The sequence below is a fragment of the Phaeovulum sp. genome (assembly GCF_047638075.1).
In the GTDB taxonomy this organism is placed as follows: Bacteria; Pseudomonadota; Alphaproteobacteria; order Rhodobacterales; family Rhodobacteraceae; genus UBA6197.
In genome coordinates this window covers 1-16,310 of the sequence record NZ_JBLJBV010000019.1, presented here as the reverse complement: position 1 = coordinate 16,310, position 16,310 = coordinate 1, and the positions used below count along the sequence as shown (strand labels likewise).

Here is a 16,310-nt window from a genome sequence, read left to right as displayed (position 1 = left end):
CGACAGCAAATTCGCATGTCAAGAGAAGGAGGCGGGGCCCCCTTCAGGCAGTCATGTGCTCATGTGTTTCCAGAACTCATCCGAAATTTGCTGCTGAGCTTCCTCGCAAGCGGCACTTGCCACGCTCCGTCCGTGCCATCTTCTCAGATAGGTTATACGATACCCCAGAAGGCTGCACGAAATGTCGTGCTGAATGCCGAGACGCGCCGCCATTTCGGAATAGGTGCGGCGAAGAACGAATCCTGTAAGACCCGGCATCGATCTTTCATCGGTCCTTGTGAAATGAAACAACGTATCTGCCGACGACGGAAAGACCCACTGGGACCCTGGAGCTGAGTCATTGCCAGCATTCTGAGCTGCAAACAGGCAAAGTTTCATTTGGCGGGAAATCGGCACACTGAACGACGCATTGCGGTTGCCACTAATGCGCAATGTCGAGTTCGCAAAATCTACATCACTCCAGCGCAACCCCAAAAGACCATGCGGAGTCAGACCTGCCAGAAGGCCAAGCCTGTGCATATATCGACGCACCGGGCTCCTCAGTTTTTCAACTTCATCGGTCCAGAGCCTCAGTTCACTCAAAGGGATGGAGCGGGCTTTCGGGGCTTTTGGGGGCTCGACATGAATGTTCCGCGCAGGGTTCCGTCGCGGATTTCCATAGTTCAGATCACAATAATCGTAGGCGCGGGAATAGTCCGACAGAGCCTTCTGAGCAGCCGCAGGGCCCTGATTGATGACAGTTTGTTCATGCCAATCGACCAGTTCACTCCTGTCAATTTCCGCTACGCAGCGCCCAAGGACCGTGGCATGCGCATTCCTCAGTCGGCCTTGGTAAGCAAGCATCGAGTGGTTTGAGATTCCGCGCCGACGCATTTCCTGTTCCAGCGCACCAAACATGATCGCAGCGGAACAATAAGGAAAGTTCCCAATCACGTTGGCAACTGAAAAGCACTCCATATCGTCAATCATTATTTGTCCTTCGAGAGCAGCAATCGCTGCATTGCGCGCGAACCGTGCGGTTCGGAGAAATCGGTTGATTTCGTCAAGAGCGCCGAGGGAGGTGATTCCCCTTGAAGGCTGAGCGATAGATGGGATGTCGATTTTCATTTGTCAATAGATTTGTTGAAAAATCTGAGGTGCTGCCCGTCATCCGACAGGCAGCTCTCACACAATGCCAGTCAGGCAGCGGCCAAATCCGCAAGTTTTTCAACGTGATGACATACTTCATCGACACGAGGATCTTGAGGATCAAACTCTGCCGCGCATACCCATGAAGGATGATCCACGATATCGGCATATTCGAGTGAAAGCAGACGATGCAACTTTTCGAACCTTGATGAAAAAGCCGAAGACCAACGCCAAGCGTTCCTGACTTCGCAGATCAATCGGCTTGTGAACCGTTCATATTCGTGCCCGCCGACAAAACCGGCGACGGCAATCAGTGATGCACCATGTTCCGCGAGGTAGAGCTGATAGGTGCAGAGTTTCGCATTGTCAGCCACCTTGGTTGCAGCGGGCGGGAAAGAAAATTGCTGTGTCATGGAAGATCTCCTTGGTTGCGGGGTCGCGTCGACCGCGCTTCAAGCTCGGAAGAGATTCCTTCCGAGGTAGGGCAGGAGAAGCCCCGAATATTTTCCGACTACCGGCGAACTGATGCTCGCACTTTTTCCACCTCCGCTTCCGCCGTCAGGAGATCATGAACGAGATGCACAAGCGTCATGACTTCGGCAATCATCCGGGCTCGGTGCTCCAGCTTTTTTCCGAAGTCAGAAAGCTGCTGGTGCACTTCTTCACGATATACCGGGCCGTTGTCGAGCCAGCCGCATTCAACCGGGACGCGCCGCATTGTGGATTCCTTCCGGACGGCGTCTTCGAGCACTTCGGCCAGCAGTTCGAGATCAGAGTTGTTTCGCCCCGAAAAAATCTGCCCCGCCTTGAGTGCCAAACTGCTTGCTCGAAGCAGCGACAAATGCCGACGATCCAGCATGCTTTCGAGTTCGCGGCACGCGGAACTTGCGTCACGAGCCGACGCGAGAGCTGCTGTCGCAGCCGCTTCAGGTGTCAGATATTCAGCGTTACATTGAGTCATGGTGGCTTCCTCTTGAGGTTTGCGACCCCCAGGTCGCTTCAAGTTTGCTTCGAGGGAGATCACGACCTGTTCTTGCAGCGCTTTGAAAGGCCCCATTGGTTTCACGAAGAAGACCAATGGGGCCATTCAAGCCACTGGAGAACGAATTCAACTTTCAAGCTTGAGAAGTTTTGGTGACCCCGGCAGGATTCGAACCTGCAACCTGTCCCTTAGGAGGGGACTGCTCTATCCAGTTGAGCCACGGGGCCGTAGAAAACGGTTCGCCTAACGGTTTGAAAGCCCAGATACTAACATCTCGACCTGAATTCAAAGCCAAAAATCTCACTTGACAAACCCCTTAGGAGGCGGTCGCTCTATCCCCTGAGCTACGGGGCCGCATCCGGCCTTAATGCGAGGAATTGCCCGGTTTCGCAACCCGGCATAAGGTGAGTTTGTCTGAAAAACCATATTCACCCGCGTCCCAAACCCGTATGATCGCAACGTTCGACACGCCCCCTATTTCGCGTCGAAACTGCGTTAGCGCCAACACAACCAACAGCATCCGCTTGCGCTGGCTAAACTTTTGGCGCTAATCATATACATCCCCCCCCGACCGAAAGGTATGCGCGTGACCCATCCCCCCGTTACCCCCCGCCGCCCGCTGACCTTGCGTGACGTTTCCGAAGCCTCGGGCGTTTCGGAAATGACGGTAAGCCGGGTGCTGCGCAACCGGGGCGACGTTTCCGACACGACCCGCAAAAAGGTGCTTTTGGCAACCAAGGAGCTGGGCTATGTGCCCAACAAGATTGCGGGCGCGCTTGCCAGCCAACGGGTCAATCTTGTCGCGGTAATCATTCCATCGCTTTCCAACCTCGTCTTTCCAGAGGTGCTGGGGGGGATTTCCCGGGAATTGGAAGATACCGGCCTGCAACCCGTTGTCGGGGTGACAAACTATTCCCCCGAAAAAGAAGAGGCCGTGCTATACGAGATGCTGTCGTGGCGGCCCTCTGGTGTCATTCTGGCGGGGTTGGAACATACCGCAGCGGCCCGCTTGATGATGGAAAGCGCGGGTATCCCGATTGTCGAGATCATGGATGTCGACGGGCCCGGCGTCGATTCCGTCGTCGGCATTTCGCACCGGCGCGCGGGGCTGCATATGGCCGAAGCGATCGTTGCTGCTGGCTACCGCCGGATCGGATTTTTGGGCACGAAAATGCCCGAAGATCACCGCGCCCGAAAACGTCTGGAAGGCTTTGAAGAAGGTTTGGGGGCCGCCGGACTGACCTTGGTTGACCGCGAATTCTACCAAGGTGGGTCGGCGTTGCTAAAGGGCCGCGAAATGACCGAAAGCATTTTGACCCGCAATCCTGATCTGGATTTTCTCTATTATTCCAATGATATGATTGGGGCTGGCGGGCTTTTGTGGTGCCTTGAAAAGGGCATCGATGTGCCGGGCAAACTGGGCCTTGCGGGGTTCAACGGGCTTGAGTTTCTGGATGGCCTGCCCCGCCAGCTTGCCACGATGGACGCCTGCCGCCGTGAAATTGGTCAGCGTGCCGCCGAAATCGTTGCCGGGCGCAGCCATTCGGGCCTGATCGGCGGCGAAGTGATTGAGCTGCAGCCGATCTTGCAGCCGGGCGACACAATCCGCAAAGCCTGATCAGGCCGCCCCTTCTTTCGCAAAAATAGGCCCTGCGCTTTTGGCCGGAGCAGTTGGGTCACGTCAAACTGTCAGCTTTTGGGGCGAAAGGCGGCGATTTTGGCGGGGTCCGTCTCAATCCGGGCCGCGCCGATCAGATCAAGGCAGTAGGGCACCGCCGCAAAGACCGCGTTAAGGCAGGTGGCAATGGCCGCAGGCTTGCCGGGTAGCGTGATGATCAGGGATTTACCTGCAATACCAGCAGCTTGGCGCGACAGAATCGCCGTTGGAACCTCTAACAAAGAGGCGCGGCGCATTTCCTCACCAAACCCCGCCAGCTCTTTTTTCAGCACGTCGGCCACCCCTTCCGGCGTCTCATCACGCGGTGCCGGACCGGTGCCGCCGGTGACCAGAATAAGATCGGCCCCTTCAGCCACCAGACGGCGCAGGGTTTGTGCCACGCTGGCGCGGCCATCCGCGATGATGTCGCGCGTCACCTTGAGCGGCGAGGTTATGACCTCCCGTAGCCACGCCTCGCAGCCGGGGCCGCCCTTGTCTTCATATTCACCGCGGCTGGCACGATCGGATACGGTTACAATGGCGGCCCAGGCGGTCATTTCGCGACCCGTGCGTTGCGGGTAGCAATCAGCTTCAGGCGCAGCGCATTCAGACGGATGAATCCCGCCGCATCCTTCTGATCATAGGCACCTGCATCCTCTTCGAATGTCACATGCTTTTCGGAATAAAGGCTGTGATCGGACCAGCGCGCGACAGTGTGCACCGAACCTTTGTATAGCTTCATGCGGACGGTGCCGGTGACGTGTTCCTGGCTTTTATCAATCAGCGCTTGCAGCATTTCGCGTTCGGGGCTGAACCAGAAGCCGTTGTAGATCAGTTCGGCATAGCGCGGCATGATGCTGTCTTTCAGATGACCTGCGCCAGCATCCAGCGTGATCTGCTCGATACCGCGATGCGCCTCAAGCAAGAGGGTGCCGCCCGGCGTTTCATAGATGCCGCGCGATTTCATCCCGACAAACCGGTTTTCCACAAAGTCGAGCCGCCCGATCCCGTGCTTGCCGCCCAGCTCATTCAGCTTGGTCAGGATCGTCGCCGGGCTCATCGCCTCGCCGTTGATTGCCACGGCGTCGCCACGTTCAAAGGTGATCTCGACCATTTCAGGCGTGTCGGGTGCATCCTCGGGGCTGACGGTGCGCTGATAGACGTATTCGGGGGCCTCCTCGGCCGGGTTTTCCAGCGCCTTGCCCTCGGACGAGGTATGCAGCAGGTTGGCATCAACCGAAAAGGGCGCCTCGCCCCGCTTGTCTTTGGCGATCGGGATTTGGTTCGCCTCTGCAAACTCCAGCAACTTGGTGCGCGAGCTCAGATTCCATTCACGCCACGGTGCGATAACCCGGATCGCAGGATCAAGCGCATAGGCGCTTAGTTCAAACCGCACCTGATCATTACCCTTGCCAGTCGCGCCATGGGCCACCGCATCGGCGCCATGTTCATGCGCAATCCGCACCAGATGCTGCGAAATCAGCGGCCGCGCGATTGATGTGCCCAGCAGGTAAAGCCCTTCATAAAGCGCATTGGCCCGGAACATCGGAAACACAAAGTCGCGCACGAATTCTTCGCGCACATCAACGATATGGATGTTCTCTTCCTTGATCCCCAGTAGCAGCGCCTTTTTGCGCGCCGGTTCCAGCTCTTCGCCCTGCCCGAGGTCGGCGGTAAAGGTCACGACTTCGCAGCCGTATTCGGTTTGCAGCCATTTCAGGATAATCGAGGTATCAAGGCCGCCCGAATAGGCAAGGACGACTTTTTTGGGTGCGGACATGGGGCTGCTCCGGTGTGCGAATATGTTGCAGGCGGAATAGAGGGTTTTGGGCCGTCAAACAAGGGCCGCAGGCATATAGCAATAGGGCTTGCTTTTGCGCTGCAGTGGTTGCAGACCTGCGCCATGACCCATTTTGCTGCCCACGCCCGTGCCGCCACCGATGCCTTGCGCGATCTGTTCGATCCGACGCCATTGCAGCGTAATGATTATTTATCGGCCCGCTACGGCGCTGAAATCTGGCTGAAACGTGAGGATCTGACCCCGGTGCGCAGCTACAAATTGCGCGGCGCTGTCAATGCTATGCGCAAAGTGCGCACCAATCGGCCCGATCAAAAGCACTTCGTTTGCGCAAGCGCGGGGAACCACGCGCAGGGCGTCGCCTTTGCCTGTCGTCATTTTGGCGTCAAGGGCACAATTTTCATGCCCGTCACAACGCCGCAACAAAAGATAGACAAGACCCGCACCTTCGGGGGCGACACCATCGAGATTGTCATGACCGGTGACTATTTCGACCAGACCCTGGCCGCCAGCCAACGTTATTGCGCTGACGTGGGGGCGCATTTTCTGTCGCCTTTCGATGATGCCGACGTGGTCGAGGGGCAGGCCAGTGTTGCCGTTGAAATTTTTGCCCAGCTAGGGTGCGCCCCTGATCTGGTGGTTCTTCCGGTTGGCGGGGGCGGGCTTGCCGCTGGGGTGACGGGGTATTTCCGGGAAGTGGCGCCTGATGTCGACTTTCGTTTTGTCGAGCCCGCCGGCGGGGCCAGTCTGACGGCGGCGGTGGCCGAAGGCGCGCCCGTCACGTTGAAACGGATAAACAGCTTTGTCGATGGCGCCGCTGTCGCCCGAATTGGCACACTGACCTATGCGCGACTGGCGTGGGTGCGCCCGGAACAGGTGTTGCTGGCCCCAGAAGACCGGATCTGCGTGACCATGCTGGAAATGCTCAATATCGAGGGCGTGGTGCTGGAACCGGCCGGCGCGCTTTCCCTTGATGTGTTGCCGCAATTGGCCGATCAGATCCGCGGGAAAACGGTGGTCTGCGTCACATCAGGCGGTAATTTCGATTTCGAGCGTTTACCCGAAGTCAAAGAGCGCGCCCAGCGCTTTGCGGGATTGAAGAAATACTTCATCCTTCGAATGCCACAGCGCCCCGGTGCATTGCGGGAGTTTCTTGCAATGTTGGGCCCTGAAGACGATATCGCCAGGTTCGAATATCTTAAAAAATCGGCACGCAACTTTGGCTCAGTGCTGATCGGGATCGAAACGAAGGCTGCCACGAACTTCAATGCGTTTATTGCGCAGTTGGATAATGCCGGTTTCAGCTATCGTGACATTACCGAAGATGAGACACTGGCCGAGTTTTTGGTCTGAATTACACCTACGGGAATGAACAAACCCGATTTCGGTTTCGCCGTGATATAGCATTACGCAGCAGCAGGGTGAGACAAGCACCCGCTACAGTATCCTGCAACGCGAGCCATAAATTCCCTTTTTGATATGTCATAGCATTCACGAATCGCGGACGAATCCACGGCTGAGACGCTTCCCGTAGCCAAGGCGCGCTCTCCTTCCTGACACATTTCCCCAAATTGCCGAAAACCAAAATTCCACGCACTCCCTTTGAGAAAATGCAGATCATCGCTTAACTTTCTTGTTGGCTGTCCCAGGCACGCAACAGCATCTTCCACCTCGTCCAGAAACAAATCCAACACCTCGGCAAAGCCGTCATCTCCTATCTCGGATCGTAGTTCTGCGACCCGTTCCCAATCAATCATCCCCACCTCCACCATTCACGCCTTCACCATCTGCAAACCTAGGGCACAAAGATTGCCGAAGCGTTAAGACCAAAAGGCGACGAGGCTTCACCGCACCTTAACTCTTTTGCCCTTACGTTCATCAGGCCATCCCGAAGAACAGGTTGCTCAAGTGCCGCATCAGCCCATTCCCACCTGCGCTCAGGACCTACCTCAAGAAGGTATCAGCCGGCGCGTGCTGGTCGTAGACGACAGTCGAATGCAACGCCGGATATTAACGACACTGCTGGCGCGCTCAGGGTATGAGGTGCTAGAAGCGGCATCCGCCGAAGAAGCATTGAAGATTTGCGCAACGATCGAGCCCGATCTGGTGCTGTCAGACTGGATGATGCCGGGCATGTCTGGCATCGAGTTTTGCCGGGCATTTCGCGCGATGCCACGGCAGAGCTATGGCTATTTCGTCTTGTTAACCTCCAAAACCGAAAAAAATGCGGTAGCATTGGGGCTGCAAAGTGGGGCTGACGACTTTCTGGCCAAACCCGTCAATGGCGACGAGTTGCGCGCGCGCTTGGCTGCGGGCGAGCGCATCTTGTGGATGGAGCGCGAGTTGAGACAAAAGAATCGGCTGGTATCTTCGACACTGGCTGAGTTGCAGGGTCTTTACGACTCTATCGACCGCGACCTGACCGAGGCTTGCAAGCTTCAGCAAAGCCTGGTCAAGGAGCGCCATCGTAGCTTTGGCAACGCAGAAGTGTCGTTGCTTTTACGCCCCTCTGGGCATGTGGGGGGCGATTTGGTGGGGTTTTTCCCGATCAACGCCCAGCGGGTCGCAATATATGGCATTGACGTTTCTGGCCATGGCATCACGTCGGCGCTGATGACCGCGCGGCTGGCCGGCTATCTGTCGGGGCACACGCCTGAACAGAATATTGCCCTGATCCAAAACGAGGACGGCACCTTTGATGCCATCGCGCCTCACGAATTGGCAGCCCACCTGAACACGCTGGTCCTGGAGGAAATGGAAACCGAAAGCTATTTCACATTGATCTATGCTGACGTCGATCTAGCTACGGGGCGCGTTCAACTTGTTCAGGCGGGCCACCCGCATCCAGCAGTTTTGCGCGCGGATGGATCAGTCGAGTATGTTGGCAGCGGCGGCCTGCCCGTGGGCCTGTTGGAAGGTGCCAGCTATGAAAGTTTTGACGTCACCCTGACTCCGGGGGATCGCCTGTTTCTAATGTCGGATGGGATTACCGAAGCCATCAACCCGAAGGGCGAAATGTTGAGTGAAGATGGCTTGGCAGCAATGATGGTGCAATACGCGCTTTTGGGCGGACCCGCATTTTTAGAGGGGCTGATGTGGGACTTGAACAGCTTTGTGGAGGGCGACATGGCAGACGACATCTCGGGCGCGTTCCTTGAATTTCGTGACATCAAGGAAAGGGCAGATTAGCGGATGGGGCGCGCGCCACATCGTCAGCACGCCGGGAAAACGGCGTTGCGTGCAGTTGGATTGGCAAACCGTTGGACATGGCGGCTGGACATGGCGGCACGTTGAGTTGCTCTCCAACATGACCGAAGAACAAGTTCGGGCCGCAAACAATTTTCAGATATTCCTGTTACCGTACCGAAAGTTACAAACAACCAAGGGTATACGGTCACAAAGGGGCACGCAGCCCATGGTATTCATGCACGCTCAGACCGCCATGAAGACACCGCACCTTATGGTCTAGCCGTCTCACCCAGTCTCGTGCATGTCTCCCCGTGTGCGCTTGGCGCGCGCGGTAACGTGACCCACATCTTTCATGCGCCTGCACCAAATTGGCTGCCCATTGATACTGCGCATCGGTAGTCAGCTAGGCAGTCAGAACGCTTGTCGCAGGCCGTGCGCCAGAAAAAACCGGACCGGGCTTTCATGCACCGGTGCGACGCGCTTCCTGTGGCTGCATGAAGTGAACCTGTAGGCCTTGGTGAACCGGCATCCGTTCACTGCCGAACAGCCGGGCTTGTGAAGCCAGCCTGTCAGCCATCAGCGCGGCAGTTCGACGCAGGCCATAACGCAGGGCCAGCCAGCAGCAAAAGGCCTGAAGCGGGGCTTCAAAGCCGTTTTGCGTTTGCCAGGCTGGTTCGTTTTTGAGGCTAACTTACCGCATCCATCCCATCGCGCCGCAGACGCTCCAACTGCGCCATTTCATCGGCGTTTAGCGAAATTCCGTTTGCCAATGCCTTACCGCGTGCCGCGAAGCGGCGCTGTGATGGCAGGCGCGCACCCTGACCTATAAACGTCTCGAACAGGGTTTCGGCCCGGTCCAGCGTGTTGGCGCCGCGCCCGGCTGCAAATTTTTCGGGACAAAACGCGATGATCAGTTCGCCGTGGCGTGGCGTAATCGTTGTGGCACCCAGAAATTCCAACGCTTCGGGGCTGGTCAGATCACCGATCATGACCCCGGCCAACAATTCGATCATCGTGGAAATCGCAGAACCCTTGTGCCCGCCGAAAGGCAGCATCGCCCCGGCCAACGCCAGATCGGGGTTGGTAGTCGGTTGGCCATCGGGGTCAACGGCCCAACCTTCGGGCAGCGGCGTGCCAGCGCGGCGGTGCAATTCTACCTCACCGCGCGCGGCAACACTGGTTGCAAAGTCAAAGACATAGGGCATCCGCCCTTTGCGCGGCCAGCCAAAGGCCAGCGGGTTGGTGCCCAACACCGGCTTTGTGCCACCGGTCGGCGCCACCGTTGCATAGCTGGGGCACATCGCAATCGCCGCCAGCCCCATATCCGTCAGCGCCTCGATCTCTGGCCACAGCGCCGAGAAATGGTTGCAATCATTGATCACCAGCGCCGCTAGCCCCAAGGCCCGCGCTCGCTCGGCCAAGACCGGTGCGCCCAATTCGAACGCCGGGTTGGCAAAACCGCCCTTCGCCTCTACCCGCACGATCGCAGAATCGTCCTGGCTCAGAACCGGCACCGCATCGGGCACTACCTTGCCCATCTTAAGGGTCCGCAAACAGCCCTCGATCCGGTAGACCCCATGCGATTTGCACGCATCGCGTTCGCCTGCGACGATGACGCGGGCAATAGGGCCGGCCTGCGTCGCGCTGAACCCTGCATTGGTGAAAATATCTTCGACCATCTCGGTCAGGGCGGCTGTTGTCAGAATCGTCGCTACGCTCATCAAACCATTCCTTTTCTATTGTTCGGCCCCCGCTTTTTTGTAAAAGCGTGATATGTTCTGGCCCAAGTGGGTTGCGTCATTGCATACATATTGTATGCATAAGAAAAGGTTTGCAAGGCACCCAATATGCCCAAACTTACCACAACCCTCCCGACAGCGGGCTTTTAGAAAACGGCACAAGGAACGCGGATATGAGCTTTACCCCCCATGGCAAGCATTTGATCGCCGGCGACTGGATCGGCAGCGATCAAACCTTCAAATCAGAACCGGCGACCGGCCCTGCGCATGATTTTTGCGTTGGCACCGTCGACCTGGTGAACCGCGCCTGCGACGCCGCAGAAGACGCGTTCTGGATCTACGCCTACACCAGCCGCGCCGACCGCGCCGCATTCCTGAACGCCATCGCCGATGAGATTGACGCGCGCGCCGACGCCATCACCCAGATCGGCAGCCAGGAAACCGGCCTGCCCGAAGCCCGCCTTCAAGGCGAGCGCGGCCGCACCGTGGGCCAGCTTCGGCTGTTCGCCTCGCATATTCTGAAGGGCGACTATCTGGACCGCCGCGTTGATCCGGCCCTGCCAGACCGTCAACCCGCACCGCGCCCGGAAATTGTGATGGTCCAGCAGCCGATTGGCCCGGTGGCGGTTTTTGGGGCCTCGAACTTCCCGCTCGCGTTTTCGGTGGCAGGGGGCGACACGGCAGCCGCACTTGCAGCGGGTTGCCCGGTTGTGGTCAAGGGCCACTCGGCCCATCCCGGCACGGGCGAAATCGTGGCCGACGCAATCAAGGCCGCCGTTGAAAAGACCGGCATGCCCAAAGGCGTATTTTCGATGATCCAGGGCGGCAAGCGCGACGTGGGGCAGTCACTCGTGCAGCACCCGCTGATCAAGGCCGTCGGCTTTACCGGTAGCCTCGCTGGTGGGCGGGCGCTGTTTGATCTGTGCGCAGCGCGCCCTGAACCGATTCCCTTCTTTGGCGAACTGGGGTCAGTCAATCCGATGTTCATCCTGCCAGAGGCCGCCGCCGCGCGCGCCGACAGCATGGGCCAGGGCTGGGCAGGGTCGTTGACCATGGGCGCCGGTCAGTTTTGCACCAATCCGGGCATCGCGATCGTGATCGAAGGGCCAGATGCCGACCGTTTTGCCGCCTCGGCCAAGGACGCGCTGGAAAAGGTTGCACCGCAGATGATGCTGACCCCCGGCATCGCCCAAGCCTATCATGAAGGGCAGGCCCGCTTTGCCGGTTCCAATTCGGTCGGCCAGCTTATGGGCGAAGCCACCGAGGGGCGCAGCGTCAGCCCGAACCTCTTTGAGACGACCGGCGCCGTCTTTGCGCAAGCCCACGGCCTGAGCGAAGAGGTTTTTGGCCCGCTGGGTCTGATCGTTCGGGTTGGCTCGGTCGACGAAATGGTCACGCTCGCCAAGGGCTTTGAGGGGCAGCTGACAGCAACCCTGCATATGGATGAAGGGGATATGGAGGCCGCCCGCGCGCTACGCCCCGTGCTGGAGCGCAAGGCCGGTCGGGTGCTGGTCAACGGCTTTCCCACCGGGGTCGAGGTTGTCGATTCCATGGTTCACGGCGGCCCCTACCCCGCCAGCACCAACTTTGGCGCGACCAGCGTCGGCACGCTTTCCATTCGCCGGTTCCTGCGTCCTGTCGCCTATCAGAACATGCCTGCCGATCTGTTGCCGCAAGACATGATGGGCTGACGCCTACCTGACAAATTGCATCGCAATTGGCCAAGCACGCGCCATCGGGCCCGGTATTCTTACCGGGGCCGGTGGCTTTTTGCGTTTTTGTGGCATGACGGGATCGTGGTCGCCTCAAGAATTATACAAGATATATACAGGTAATATTTTTTGTTGATTCAAACCTTCTGTGTCCACATAGTTACCAGACCAAGCGAATCATAATCATCGCCACTTAGGGAGAGAGACTGATGAAACTGACGCTCATGACGGGTAGCCTTTTGGCTGCTGCCTGCCTTGCCACCGCCGCCAATGCGGACAAACTGGACGACATCATGGGTTCGGGGACGCTGCGCTGCGCCGTGACGCTTGATTTCCCGCCGATGGGGTCGCGCGACGCTGACAACAATCCGATCGGCTTTGATGTGGACTATTGCCGCGATCTGGCCGCTGCGCTGGGGGTTGAGGCCGAAATCGTCGAAACGCCGTTCCCCGACCGTATCCCCGCGCTGGTTTCGGGCCGGGCCGATGTTGGCGTCGCCTCGACTTCGGACACGCTGGAGCGGGCCAAGACCGCCGGCTTTACCATCCCCTATTTCGCCTTCACCAACGTTGTGCTGACCCGCGAAGACGCCGGCATCACCGATTTTGACGGCCTCAAGGGCAAGACCGTGGGCTCTGTTGCCGGCACGTTTGAAGGCATTGCGCTGGAAGGCAACGTCAAGGAATGGGGTGAAGGCAGCTACCGTCCGTATCAGTCGCAGGCGGATGTGTTTCTGGCCCTGTCGCAAGGCCAGATCGATGCGACCGTCGTGACCTCGACCGTGGCATCGTCGGTTGTGGCGTCGGGTTCCTATCCGGGCCTGACGATCAAGGGCGATGCGCCCTATGACGTCGACTATGTCGCGCTGATCGCGCTTCGCAATGAATACGGCCTGCTGAACTACCTCGATCTGTTCATCAACCAGCAGGTTCGCACCGGTCGCTATCAGGAACTGTTTGAAAAATGGGTTGGCGGTGACGCCCCCGATCTGACCGTTTCCAAAGTCTACCGTTAATGCGGTCGGGGGCCTTAGGGCCCCCTTCCCCACATTCCTCCCACCCATGGGGCAGCGATGTTCAATTACACATTCCAATGGCGTCAGGCGCTACGGGCCTTGCCGCAGATGCTGGACGGGGCGGTCGTAACCCTTCAGATCGCGATTTTATCGATGCTGATCGGCATCACCTTTGCGGTGTTGCTGGCGGTGGCCCGCAATTCCCCATCGCGCTGGCTGCGGGCCCCGGCAACCGCATGGGTCGAGGTGGCGCGAAACACGCCGGCGCTGTTTCAGATCTATATGGCGCATTTCGGCTTGGGCACTTTCGGTATTCACCTTAGCCCCTATATCGCGCTTTTGGCTGGGATCACCTTTAACAACGCAGGCTATCTGGCCGAAACCTTTCGCGGTTCCTTGCGCGCCATTCCAGGCACGCAGGTGCGGGCGGCACGGTCGCTGGGAATGCGGCAGGTACAGGCCTTTCGTCTGATCATATTGCCGCAAATGTTCCGCATCGCGTTTTTGCCGACCACGAACCAGATGGTCTGGGCGATCCTGATGACCTCGCTTGGGATCACGGTCGGGCTGAACTCTGACCTTGCGGGGGTGACCCAGGATCTGAACGTTCGCAGTTTCCGCACGTTCGAGTTTTTCGCGCTCGCGGCGGTGCTTTATTATCTGATTGCAAAAGCGGTGACGATTGGCGCAAGGCTGATCGCATGGCGCATGTTCCGGTATTGAGGAGGCAGCCATGTTTGACACCGCACTAACCCTGAACGATCTGATGTTTCTGGCCAAAGGTGCCGGCATGACGCTGGCCGTCACTGCCGTGGCCGTTGTTGGCGGCACCTTGCTGGGCATGCTGTTTGGCGTGATCCGTAGCCAGATCAGCCCGTGGCTGGCGCTGCCGCTGACCTTCCTTCTGGATATCTTCCGCTCGGTTCCGCTGCTGATCCAACTGGTTTTGGCCAATGCGTTTCAGGCCATCGTCGGGCTGAACATGCCGCCCTTTACCACGTCCTGCATCGTGCTATCGCTTTATACCTCGGCCTATTGCACGGAAATCGTGCGCGGGGCGATTGCGGCGGTGCCGATGGTGACGCGTCGCGCGGCCCGCTCTTTGGGGCTGAGCTGGGGTCAGGACATGACCCATATCGTCTTTCCCATGGCGCTGCGCGTCGGCCTTCCCAGTTGGATCGGCCTGACCCTTGGCGTGATGAAAGACAGCGCACTGGTGCTGTGGCTGGGCCTGATCGAGCTGTTGCGCGCATCGCAGATCCTTGTGACCCGCCTGCAAGAGCCGATGTTCATCTTGCTGGTGACAGGTGCAATCTACTTTATCCTGAGCTTCCCTATTGCCCGGCTTGGCGGCCAACTCGAAAAAAGGTGGCGTGAGAATGATTGAGATTAAAGACGTTCGCAAATCCTTTGGCCCGCTTGAGGTGCTGAAAGGGATCAACCTGACCGTTGACAAAGGCGAGGTGGTATCAGTGATCGGTGGCTCGGGGTCGGGCAAATCGACCCTGCTGACCTGCATCAACGGGTTGGAGCCGATCAACGCCGGCAAGATCTTTATTGACGGCACCGAGGTTCACGCGAAAAGCACTGACCTGAACAAACTGCGCCGCAAGGTTGGCATCGTGTTTCAGCAGTTCAACGCCTTTCCGCATCTGACCGTGCTGGAAAACGTCACCCTGGCCCCGCGCAAGGTGCTGGGCATGAGCAAAGCCGAGGCCGAGGAAATCGGCATCAAGCAACTGACCCATGTGGGTCTGGGTGAAAAGCTGTCGGTCTATCCGGGGCGCCTGTCGGGCGGGCAACAGCAGCGTATGGCGATTGCCCGTGCATTGGCGATGTCACCCGCCTACATGCTGTTTGACGAGGTAACCTCGGCGCTTGACCCGCAACTGGTGGGCGAAGTTCTGGATACGCTGAAATTGCTGGCGGATGAGGGTATGACAATGATCTGCGTCACCCACGAAATGGGCTTTGCCCGCGATGTTTCAGACCGGGTCGCGTTTTTCCACCAAGGGATCATGGCCGAAATCAACACCCCCGATAAGTTCTTTGGCGCGCCGCAGCACGCTGAAACGCAGAAATTTCTGGCGAGTGTGCGCTGATGGATAACCCCGATGTCATCGTTATCGGCGCGGGTGTGGTTGGCCTTTCCGTCGCGTTGGCGGCACAGGCCCGCAGGTTGAATGTCCGCGTCATTGACCGCGAAGGCCCGGGCGCGGGCGCATCGGCAGGCAACGCCGGTGCCTTTGCCTTTACCGATATCTTGCCGCTCGCCTCGCCCCGGATCATCCGGCAGGCCCCGAAATGGCTGCTTGACCCCTTGGGCCCGCTTAGCGTGCCGCCAAGCTATGCACTAAAAATCGCGCCGTGGATGCTGCGGTTCTGGCGGGCAAGCTGGCCGGCCAGGGTGCGCGCCTCGACGGTGGCGCAGACGGCGATGATGGGGTTTTCCAAAGCCGCGCTGGAGCCGTTTTTGGACCGCGCCGGTCTGACCCATATGCTGCGACACCAGGGTCAGTTGCAGGTCTATGAGGGCGAAGCCGAATTCAACGCCTCGCTTGCCGGCTGGAAAACGCGGGCAGAGGCAGGCATCGAGGTGCAACACCTGAAGGGCGACCAGATTGCCGAGGTTCAGCCAGGCCTTGACCCGCGCTTCACCCATGCAAGTTTTACCCCCGGTTGGTATTCAATCTCGGACCCGCTGGATTACACATTGGCACTGGCCGACCGTTTCCGCGAAGCGGGCGGTCAGATCGTCATTGCAGAGGCGCAGGCGCTGACTGATGGCGGGGTGCAGACCAGCGTTGGCAAGATGACCGGGCGCATTGTGTTGGCGGCGGGCGCTTTCTCGCATCTTCTGGCGCGCACGGCGGGGGTCAAGATCCCGCTGGAAACCGAGCGCGGCTATAACACGACCCTGCCCGCAGATGCGTTTGACTTGCGCACGCAAATCACCTTTGGCGGACACGGGTTTGTGGTGTCTTCGCTGGGCTCGGGCATCCGTGTCGGCGGGGCGGTGGAACTGGGGGGGCTTAAGCTGCCGCCCAATTACGCGCGCGCCGATGCGATGCTGACCAAGGCAAAGCGGT

General features: G+C 58.6%; 16 protein-coding genes and 1 tRNA gene. 9 read left to right on the top strand and 8 right to left on the bottom strand.

Annotation, left to right across the window (positions count from 1 at the left end):
- Positions 1-51: 51 nt before the first annotated feature.
- The 4 genes from ACM62R_RS02560 to ACM62R_RS02545 form a co-directional block, all read right to left on the bottom strand.
- Positions 52-1,107: a hypothetical protein gene (locus tag ACM62R_RS02560; protein ID WP_415182507.1), complete on the bottom strand. Its 1,056-nt coding sequence runs from the start codon at positions 1,105-1,107 to the stop codon at positions 52-54.
- 71 nt (positions 1,108-1,178) lie between these two features.
- The gene (locus ACM62R_RS02555) at positions 1,179-1,541 is read right to left on the bottom strand and encodes a hypothetical protein (RefSeq protein WP_415182506.1); all 363 of its coding nucleotides are present in this window, start codon (positions 1,539-1,541) and stop codon (positions 1,179-1,181) included.
- Between the two features lie 98 nt (positions 1,542-1,639).
- Complete coding sequence (locus ACM62R_RS02550; RefSeq protein WP_415182505.1) at positions 1,640-2,215, bottom strand: hypothetical protein; 576 nt, start codon at positions 2,213-2,215, stop codon at positions 1,640-1,642.
- A 45-nt stretch (positions 2,216-2,260) separates the two neighbouring features.
- Positions 2,261-2,337 (bottom strand) — tRNA-Arg (locus ACM62R_RS02545).
- A 359-nt stretch (positions 2,338-2,696) separates the two neighbouring features.
- On the opposite strand from ACM62R_RS02545, the gene ACM62R_RS02540 reads away from it, so the two are divergent.
- Positions 2,697-3,728, top strand: a complete 1,032-nt coding sequence (locus ACM62R_RS02540; RefSeq protein WP_415182504.1) for a LacI family DNA-binding transcriptional regulator — start codon at positions 2,697-2,699, stop codon at positions 3,726-3,728.
- Positions 3,729-3,799: 71 nt separating this feature from the next.
- Here ACM62R_RS02540 and mog read toward each other — a convergent pair whose 3' ends face one another.
- Positions 3,800-4,324 carry a molybdopterin adenylyltransferase gene (mog, locus tag ACM62R_RS02535; protein ID WP_415182503.1) on the bottom strand — a complete coding sequence of 175 codons (525 nt, stop codon included), beginning with the start codon at positions 4,322-4,324 and terminating at the stop codon, positions 3,800-3,802.
- Positions 4,321-5,547, bottom strand: a complete 1,227-nt coding sequence (locus ACM62R_RS02530; protein WP_415182502.1) for an argininosuccinate synthase — start codon at positions 5,545-5,547, stop codon at positions 4,321-4,323. Before ACM62R_RS02530 ends, mog begins: the two co-directional genes overlap by 4 nt.
- 123 nt (positions 5,548-5,670) lie before the next feature.
- Here ACM62R_RS02530 and ilvA point away from each other — a divergent pair, with 123 nt between their 5' ends.
- Entirely contained in the window at positions 5,671-6,918 is a 1,248-nt protein-coding gene (ilvA, locus tag ACM62R_RS02525) for a threonine ammonia-lyase IlvA (protein ID WP_415182501.1), read from the top strand.
- A gap of 53 nt (positions 6,919-6,971) precedes the next feature.
- Here ilvA and ACM62R_RS02520 read toward each other — a convergent pair whose 3' ends face one another.
- Complete coding sequence (locus tag ACM62R_RS02520; protein ID WP_415182500.1) at positions 6,972-7,322, bottom strand: Hpt domain-containing protein; 351 nt, start codon at positions 7,320-7,322, stop codon at positions 6,972-6,974.
- A gap of 214 nt (positions 7,323-7,536) precedes the next feature.
- On the opposite strand from ACM62R_RS02520, the gene ACM62R_RS02515 reads away from it, so the two are divergent.
- Entirely contained in the window at positions 7,537-8,754 is a 1,218-nt protein-coding gene (locus tag ACM62R_RS02515) for a PP2C family protein-serine/threonine phosphatase (RefSeq protein ID WP_415182499.1), read from the top strand.
- 686 nt (positions 8,755-9,440) lie between these two features.
- Here the strand turns inward: ACM62R_RS02515 and ACM62R_RS02510 are convergent.
- Positions 9,441-10,475 carry an Ldh family oxidoreductase gene (locus tag ACM62R_RS02510; protein ID WP_415182498.1) on the bottom strand — a complete coding sequence of 345 codons (1,035 nt, stop codon included), beginning with the start codon at positions 10,473-10,475 and terminating at the stop codon, positions 9,441-9,443.
- A gap of 191 nt (positions 10,476-10,666) precedes the next feature.
- On the opposite strand from ACM62R_RS02510, the gene ACM62R_RS02505 reads away from it, so the two are divergent.
- The 6 genes from ACM62R_RS02505 to ACM62R_RS02480 all read left to right on the top strand — a co-directional run.
- Positions 10,667-12,184 carry an aldehyde dehydrogenase (NADP(+)) gene (locus ACM62R_RS02505; protein ID WP_415182497.1) on the top strand — a complete coding sequence of 506 codons (1,518 nt, stop codon included), beginning with the start codon at positions 10,667-10,669 and terminating at the stop codon, positions 12,182-12,184.
- 230 nt (positions 12,185-12,414) lie between these two features.
- On the top strand, positions 12,415-13,221 hold the full coding sequence (locus ACM62R_RS02500; protein ID WP_415182496.1) for a transporter substrate-binding domain-containing protein: 807 nt from the start codon (positions 12,415-12,417) through the stop codon (positions 13,219-13,221).
- 57 nt (positions 13,222-13,278) lie between these two features.
- On the top strand, positions 13,279-13,944 hold the full coding sequence (locus ACM62R_RS02495; RefSeq protein ID WP_415182495.1) for an amino acid ABC transporter permease: 666 nt from the start codon (positions 13,279-13,281) through the stop codon (positions 13,942-13,944).
- Positions 13,945-13,954: 10 nt separating this feature from the next.
- Positions 13,955-14,608: an amino acid ABC transporter permease gene (locus ACM62R_RS02490; protein WP_415182494.1), complete on the top strand. Its 654-nt coding sequence runs from the start codon at positions 13,955-13,957 to the stop codon at positions 14,606-14,608.
- Complete coding sequence (locus ACM62R_RS02485; RefSeq protein WP_415182493.1) at positions 14,601-15,323, top strand: amino acid ABC transporter ATP-binding protein; 723 nt, start codon at positions 14,601-14,603, stop codon at positions 15,321-15,323. The genes ACM62R_RS02490 and ACM62R_RS02485 overlap by 8 nt, the downstream gene beginning before the upstream one ends.
- Positions 15,323-16,310 (top strand): NAD(P)/FAD-dependent oxidoreductase (locus tag ACM62R_RS02480; protein WP_415182492.1); only part of this gene is annotated, 988 nt, incomplete at its 3' end. The genes ACM62R_RS02485 and ACM62R_RS02480, both read left to right, overlap by 1 nt.

What these genes read in the sequence shown, in the direction of transcription:
- ACM62R_RS02500 (WP_415182496.1), top strand. Translation starts at nt 12,415, where the DNA reads ATGAAACTGACGCTCATGACGGGTAGCCTTTTGGCTGCTGCCTGCCTT.
- ACM62R_RS02510 (WP_415182498.1), bottom strand. Translation starts at nt 10,475, where the DNA reads ATGAGCGTAGCGACGATTCTGACAACAGCCGCCCTGACCGAGATGGTC.
- ACM62R_RS02555 (WP_415182506.1), bottom strand. Translation starts at nt 1,541, where the DNA reads ATGACACAGCAATTTTCTTTCCCGCCCGCTGCAACCAAGGTGGCTGAC.
- ACM62R_RS02550 (WP_415182505.1), bottom strand. Translation starts at nt 2,215, where the DNA reads ATGGCCCCATTGGTCTTCTTCGTGAAACCAATGGGGCCTTTCAAAGCG.
- ACM62R_RS02495 (WP_415182495.1), top strand. Translation starts at nt 13,279, where the DNA reads ATGTTCAATTACACATTCCAATGGCGTCAGGCGCTACGGGCCTTGCCG.
- ACM62R_RS02490 (WP_415182494.1), top strand. Translation starts at nt 13,955, where the DNA reads ATGTTTGACACCGCACTAACCCTGAACGATCTGATGTTTCTGGCCAAA.
- ilvA (WP_415182501.1), top strand. Translation starts at nt 5,671, where the DNA reads ATGACCCATTTTGCTGCCCACGCCCGTGCCGCCACCGATGCCTTGCGC.
- ACM62R_RS02560 (WP_415182507.1), bottom strand. Translation starts at nt 1,107, where the DNA reads ATGAAAATCGACATCCCATCTATCGCTCAGCCTTCAAGGGGAATCACC.
- ACM62R_RS02505 (WP_415182497.1), top strand. Translation starts at nt 10,667, where the DNA reads ATGAGCTTTACCCCCCATGGCAAGCATTTGATCGCCGGCGACTGGATC.
- mog (WP_415182503.1), bottom strand. Translation starts at nt 4,324, where the DNA reads ATGACCGCCTGGGCCGCCATTGTAACCGTATCCGATCGTGCCAGCCGC.
- ACM62R_RS02520 (WP_415182500.1), bottom strand. Translation starts at nt 7,322, where the DNA reads ATGATTGATTGGGAACGGGTCGCAGAACTACGATCCGAGATAGGAGAT.
- ACM62R_RS02485 (WP_415182493.1), top strand. Translation starts at nt 14,601, where the DNA reads ATGATTGAGATTAAAGACGTTCGCAAATCCTTTGGCCCGCTTGAGGTG.
- ACM62R_RS02530 (WP_415182502.1), bottom strand. Translation starts at nt 5,547, where the DNA reads ATGTCCGCACCCAAAAAAGTCGTCCTTGCCTATTCGGGCGGCCTTGAT.